The organism is Bradyrhizobium sp. CCH5-F6 (assembly GCF_001556045.1).
Classification (GTDB): Bacteria; Pseudomonadota; Alphaproteobacteria; order Rhizobiales; family Xanthobacteraceae; genus Bradyrhizobium.
Genome location: NZ_LSIC01000003.1, coordinates 40741 through 47182 on the forward strand (window position 1 = coordinate 40741; position 6442 = coordinate 47182).

Annotated in this window: 5 protein-coding genes; 4 read left to right on the plus strand and 1 reads right to left on the minus strand. The window is 63.7% G+C overall.

The features are described 5' to 3' along the window. Positions 1-59: 59 nt before the first annotated feature. On the minus strand, positions 60-467 hold the full coding sequence (locus AX729_RS00350) for a nuclear transport factor 2 family protein (protein ID WP_061019921.1): 408 nt from the start codon (positions 465-467) through the stop codon (positions 60-62). Positions 468-1334: 867 nt separating this feature from the next. On the opposite strand from AX729_RS00350, the gene AX729_RS00355 reads away from it, so the two are divergent. The 4 genes from AX729_RS00355 (at position 1335) to AX729_RS00370 (ending at position 6344) form a co-directional block, all read left to right on the plus strand. Continuing rightward, positions 1335-2120 carry an outer membrane protein gene (locus tag AX729_RS00355; RefSeq protein ID WP_061019912.1) on the plus strand — a complete coding sequence of 262 codons (786 nt, stop codon included), beginning with the start codon at positions 1335-1337 and terminating at the stop codon, positions 2118-2120. Positions 2121-2486: 366 nt separating this feature from the next. Next, on the plus strand, positions 2487-3638 hold the full coding sequence (locus AX729_RS00360) for a zinc-binding dehydrogenase (protein WP_061019913.1): 1152 nt from the start codon (positions 2487-2489) through the stop codon (positions 3636-3638). A 111-nt stretch (positions 3639-3749) separates the two neighbouring features. Next, complete coding sequence (locus AX729_RS00365) at positions 3750-4172, plus strand: VOC family protein (protein WP_061019914.1); 423 nt, start codon at positions 3750-3752, stop codon at positions 4170-4172. A 231-nt stretch (positions 4173-4403) separates the two neighbouring features. After that, positions 4404-6344 (plus strand): DEAD/DEAH box helicase, encoded by a 1941-nt coding sequence (locus AX729_RS00370; protein ID WP_061019915.1) that lies wholly within the window; start codon positions 4404-4406, stop codon positions 6342-6344. Positions 6345-6442: the final 98 nt, after the last annotated feature.

The window sequence follows — 6442 nt, forward strand, 5'->3', positions numbered from 1 at the left end:
TGCGGATGGTCGCCCGATGCGGGCATGAGATGATGCGGGAGGATCGAACTTGGAACTGCTCATTCCTTGCGGCGGGTCCAGCTTACCTGGGGCTCGTCGGCCCATGCGGTCCCAAGACCAAGCATCGAGATCCAGGTCTCAGCGAGCTTGCCGCCCTCAATACGGTAGCTTTGCATACCGGCGCGGCTGCGCTGCTCGCCGGTCGTGGGATCCGGCCAAACGAATGCAAATCGGAACCACGCGCGGTCAGTCGAGAAAGAATGATCATACACCACGACGCGGATTCCGGGTCGGTCTCGGTGCACGGTCTGCAATTCCGCAGCATATTCGTCCCGCGTGACGGTCCGGTCGCCTTTTTCGTCATGTCGGATGTAGTGCGACCCCACGCAGTCCGGGATAAGGTCAAATCGTCCTTCATGCCACACCCGCTCCCAACGATCGAAGAGTGCGTGTATGTTGTAGGTCATGGGCTCCTCGAAATGGTTGGTGCGGCTCTGCGCGCGTCGCTGCAAATTTCTTGCCGAAATGCGGACTCTGCGCTGTTGAGCGTGAAAAGCACCTTGTCTGCACGAGCGAGGCCATATCCGGGCTACTTCAGCCTTGATATGCAAAGGACTGTCAACCAAAGGGGCTTGCGGAAGACATGGTGAGTTGTCCTTGGGAGAAGATCGACCGCTTCTCCTCGCAGAGCGAGTTGCGCCGCTTCTCAAATTGGATGGACGAACAGATCGGAAGCGGAATAGCCGAGGAGGTCGATGCTCCCGCCGATCGGCAAGTGATCACAGGCGAACGATGGCTAAAGCACATTTCGTCAGGCGTGCTTTGGCGCCTTGTTCCTGCCGATGGCCCGCTGGCTCCCGGCTTTTGGCCGGTCGAGAATTTAGCGCGTTCGTAGCCCGGATGAGCGCAGCGACATCCGGGGCAAGTGCCTCCCGCATATCGCTGCGCTCATGCGGGCTACGACTGCCCGCTTGGCACGAGCGCGCCTCTCACATGCGCTGTTGTGTGCCCTCCTGGTCTGATCAGGATGCTATCGATCACCTTGAGTCGGATGGACGGAATCAGACTCTGCGCCCCCCGCATGTCGTCGCCGCATCCGCCTCTTCGCTGCGTGTCTTCCGAGATTCCCGGCGAAAAGCGCGCCTCATGCAGCGCTCGTTGTATGCAAAGCCGGTGCTCTGCAGCCCGGCAAAGCCGGGCCTGGGCCTGGGAGCATTGTAAATGTCGCCCCAAGCGCAGTTGAGGTATCCATCTGTGGCCTGCACGCTACAGCAAAGAAGCGACCGCAACGCATATACAATCGTCAGTACGACTTGGAATTGGCGAGGAATTGTATGAACAAGCTCTTGATCGCAGCAGCATTGATTGGATCGGGTATCGTTTCGGCTTCTGCTGCCGATCTATCGGCCGGCAGGTATACCAAGGCGCCAGCGATTGTCAGCGATCCTTGGTCGGGCGCTTATGTCGGCGCGACCGCTGGCTATGGCTTTGGAGATGCGTCTACCGATCTGACGCCCAATGCAGCAGCGTTGGGAGGGCCGGGCATCGGATTGCCGCCGTTCGGCCCGCTTCCAACAGGACCGCGGATGGACGGCTTCGTCGGTGGCGGCGAGATTGGCTACAATTGGAGGTTTGGCAATATTCTGACGGGCCTCGAGGCAGATCTGTCGTACTCTTCGCTCGGAAGATCGAATTCGGCAACGGGAATACCGTTCATCGGCGGCACCTACCGAACAACCATCGACGCAAAGCTGGAATGGTTCGGAACTGTCCGAGGTCGTATCGGCTTCCTGGTGACCAATGATTTTCTCGTTTACGGCACCGGCGGTTTTGCCTACGGCGGCGTCGACACCACTGTCACTGGAACGAACCTCGCTGCCAACTGCCCCTTCAACAACTGCTTCTCAGGTTCAACCGGCGCAGCAACGGGATGGACCGCCGGCGCTGGTGCGGAATATGCATTCGCGCCGAAGTGGACTGCGAAGCTCGAGTATCTCTATTTGGACTTCGGCAAGCACACCTTCGTGATGAACGATGCCGTCAACGTGGGGGCGACGGTGACAGCCTCGACGCACACAACGGTCAACGTCGTCAGGGCCGGATTGAACTATCACTTCTAAGCGACGCGGTTCAGCTTACCTCGAATACAACCCCGGCCTCAGCGCCGGGGTTCTTGCTTTGAGTGTGTCTGGACGTTCGCCCTTGGCGCAAGTGTCTTTGCGATCGTCCATGCTCGCTCGTTCTGGGACGAAATCAGCCTGAATACCCTGCGTGTGCTGTCACGACGGGTGTAGGCATCTTGAAGATGAGCATCGCTGCACACCCGTCGCCTTGCACGTTCAGGTGCCGAAGCCCGGATGAGCGCAGCGATACCCCGGTTTTTTTTCCCGCTACGACCGCCCGCTTGGCATGGCCAGCCATCTCACATACGCTGCGTTTCACGCCCGCACCATCAATCACAACAGACGGGCATCGAGGAAACAGCCATGCAACAGATCCGCGTCTGCACCCACGCTGGTCCCGGCTCCGAGCCCGTCATCCGCACCGTGCCGTGGCCGAAGGTCGGCCGCAAGGCCGCGCTGATCAAGGTTGGCGCCTGCGGCGTCTGCGGCACCGACCTGCATATTCTCAAAGGCCATTGGCCGAAGCCGCTGCCCTGGCCGTTCACGCTGGGGCACGAGATCGGCGGCGTGATCGTCGAATGCGGGCCCGAATTCACTGAGGATTTCATGAGCAAGCCGCTGACGGTCGGCTCGAAGGTGATGATCCCGCCCTTGATGCCCTGCGGCCGCTGCTATTACTGCATCCACTATCCACAGACCGCCAACAAGTGCCTGACGCCGGTCTATTACGGCCGCTATCTCGGCTTCGACAAGGCGCCGCACATGTGGGGCGGCTGGGCCGAATACGTCTATGTCGATCTCGACATGCTGCCGGGCACCAAGGTCTACAAGCTGCCCGACGACATGTCGCTGCGGCTCGGGGCGCTGTCCGAGCCGCTGACCTCCTGCATCCGCGCCTTCAATCGCGCCACCCGCGCCGGTGGTTTCAGCTGGGGCGACACCGTGGTGATCCAGGGCTCGGGCCCGATCGGCATTCTGGCGGTCGCGGCCGCAAAGGAGATGGGCGCAGGGCGCGTCATCTGCGTCGGCGCGCCGGAGGAGCCGCGGCTCAAGCTCGCGCGCGAGTTCGGTGCGGAGGCGACCGTGAACATCGAGGAGCTCAAGTCGCCGCAGGAGCGCATCGATCGCGTGCGGAAAATCGTCGGCGGCTTCGGCGCCGATCTCGTGATGGACTGCTCGGGTCATCCCACCGCCGGCCCCGAAGGCATCGAGATGCTGCGCGACGGCGGCACCTATGTTGAGATGGGCCAGTTCACCGACGCCGGCTCCATCGACACGTCATGGCACCGCATCTGCACCAAGGATCTCAACGTGCTGGGATCCTGGGGCTTCACCGGCAACGACCTGCCGCTCGGCGTCGACATGCTGTATCGGACGCGCGACAAATACCCCTGGCTGAAGATGCAGACGATCTATCCGTTCACGGAAGAAGGCGTTGCGCAGGCGGTGAAGGATGCGATGGCGATGAAGACGGTGAAATCGACCATCGTGCCGTGGCCGGAATTGGTGGAATGAGATTCTGTAGCCCGGATGAGCGGAGCGACATCCGGGACCTTGCGGGCACACTACCCGCATATCGCTTCGCTCATGCGGGCTACGAGTCTGAGCTTGGAACCGAGTGACGAGATGACGGACGCAAAGCCACGAGAAGCAGGCCGACGCTCCCCCTTCCAGGCCATCCGCGCAATCGACTACACCGTCATCTTCGTGCGCGACATGGCCGCGATGCGCCGCTTCTACGAGGACGTTCTCGCCTTTCCTCTGCTGCGCGAGCTCTCGACGAACTGGATCGAATACGGCCTGGGCGGCAACACGCTCGCTTTGGCAAGGCCGAGACGAACCGCGGCCGATGCGCCGACGCCGCTAGGCAGCGCCTCGCTGCAACTGGCCTTCAGGGTTTCCGCCGCCGAAGTCGACCAATGCGCCGACGAGCTGGTTCGGCATGGCGTTGAGCTGCTGTCGCCGCCGACGGACCAGCCCTTCGGTCACCGCACGCTGTTCTTCCGCGATCCCGACGGCAATCTGCTGGAGATCTACGCGGAGATCTGAAAAGACGCCGGTGCGCAAACGCATGGATGAACGACCGCGAACGATCGTATGCAACCTTCGGGCGCGGTACTTTCCGTCAAGCCATGCAACATAGGCATGGCGATTTCCCGGCGCTTGGCGTAAAGAGCACCCAATCAAATCGCCCCGTGCTGCTGGCGTCCTGCCGCGCACGCGAGCTCAGGTCCGCCGTCCACCGTTTGCGCGCCTGAATTAACCAAGGTTCTCCATCCCGTGTCTTTTCCGGCCCTGACCCCGCCGCTCGCCCGCGCTTTGGCCGAGCGGAACTATGATTCCCCAACCCCCGTTCAGCTCGCTGTGCTTGCGGACGAAGCCTCTGGCCGGGACCTCCTGGTTTCGGCCCAGACCGGCTCCGGCAAGACTCTCGCTTATGGCCTTGCCATGGCCGAGGACCTGCTGGGCGAGGCCGAGCGGTTCGAGCAGGCGGGCGCGCCGCTCGCTCTGATCGTTGCGCCGACCCGCGAGCTCGCCTTGCAGGTTCAGCGCGAGCTGGCCTGGCTCTATGGGCATGCCGGCGGGCGCGTCGTCTCCTGTGTCGGCGGCATGGATCCGCGGCGCGAGCAGCGCGAGCTGGCGGCAGGCGCCCATATCGTCGTCGGCACCCCCGGGCGGCTCTGCGATCATTTGCGCCGCGGCCGTCTCGACATCTCCGAATTGAAGGCGGTTGTTCTCGACGAGGCCGACGAGATGCTCAATCTCGGCTTTCGCGAGGACATGGAGTTCATTCTCGAAACCACGCCGGAGACGCGCCGCACGCTGCTGTTCTCGGCGACCTTTCCGCGCGGCATCGTCGCGCTCGCCAGGCAATATCAGCGCGACGCGTTCCGGATCGAGGTCGCCGGTGACGAAGGCGGTCACGCCGACATCGAGTATCGCGCGATCCGCATCGCGCCCGCCGACATGGAGCACGCCGTCGTCAACGTGCTGCGCTTCTACGAGGCGCCGAGCGCGCTGGTGTTCTGCAGCACGCGCGACAACGTCAGGCATCTGCAGGCGGCGCTGCTGGAGCGCGGCTTTGCCGTGGTCGCGCTGTCCGGCGAGCTGACGCAGAACGAGCGCACCATGGCGTTGCAGTCGCTGCGTGACGGCCGCGCCCGCGTCTGCGTCGCGACCGATGTCGCCGCGCGCGGCATCGACCTGCCGAGTCTCGATCTGGTCATTCATGCCGATCTGCCCAATGATGCCGAGGTCATGCAGCATCGCTCGGGCCGCACCGGACGGGCCGGCCGCAAGGGCACGAGCGTCCTGCTCGTGCCGCCGGCGCGGCGCCGACGCGCCGAGATGCTGCTCAACGTCTCCGGCATCGATGCCGTCTGGGGCACGGCACCGCAGGCCGACGAAATCCGCAAGCTCGATCATGCGCGCATGAAGGACGTGCTGTTCACCGAGGAGACCACCGCCGACGATCTCGCGCTGGCACAGGCGCTGCTCGCCGAGCGTCCGGCTGAAGACATCGCCGCCGCGCTGGCGCGGCTCTATCGCGCGCGGCTGCCGTCGCCCGAGGACATCATCGATCCCGGCGAGCGGAGCGGGAAGCCGCGCGAGGATCGCAGTCGCGACAGGCTTCGAGGCGCGGACGGCGAGGATCGCCCCGAGCGGCTCCGATCGAAACCCGGCAAGGCATCGTCTAAACACGGCATGGCCGAGGGCAGCGTCTGGTTCCGCGCCGCCATCGGACGACGCAAGAATGCGGAGGCGCGCTGGCTGCTGCCGATGATCTGCCGCCGCGGCGGCATCGACAAGCGCGACATCGGCGCCATCAGGATCATGGACACCACAACCGAGTTCGAGATTTCGGAGCGGGTCGCGGAGTCTTTCGCCGCCAAGGTCAAGCGCCCGGACAAGGAAGACAGCATCCGCATCGAGCCGATGACGGAGGCTCCCCCGCGGCAGGAAACCTCGAGGGAGCGCGCTCACGCGCCCCGGCGCGAGGGCGGCGATCATCGCGAACGGCGCGACGATCACCCGCGCGAGGCAAGCGGATTCAAGCCACGCAGCAAGCCTCATGGCGAGCACGCGCCGAAGTTAGGCGATGCTCCTTCTTTCGGAAAGAAGAAGCACAAGAACAGGCCGGGCCACGCCGAGCCGTCGGTGACGCCGTGGCCCGCGAAAGGCGCGCCGGGAAAGAAGGCGAAGAAGAAACGGCGAGGCTGATCGGCCACCGATCAACCCAGACTGAATGATGCCGCCGGATTGGCACCGGCGACATCATCTGAAAAGGCAGGTGTGGGCTCAGCGGCCTCCGCCGCCGC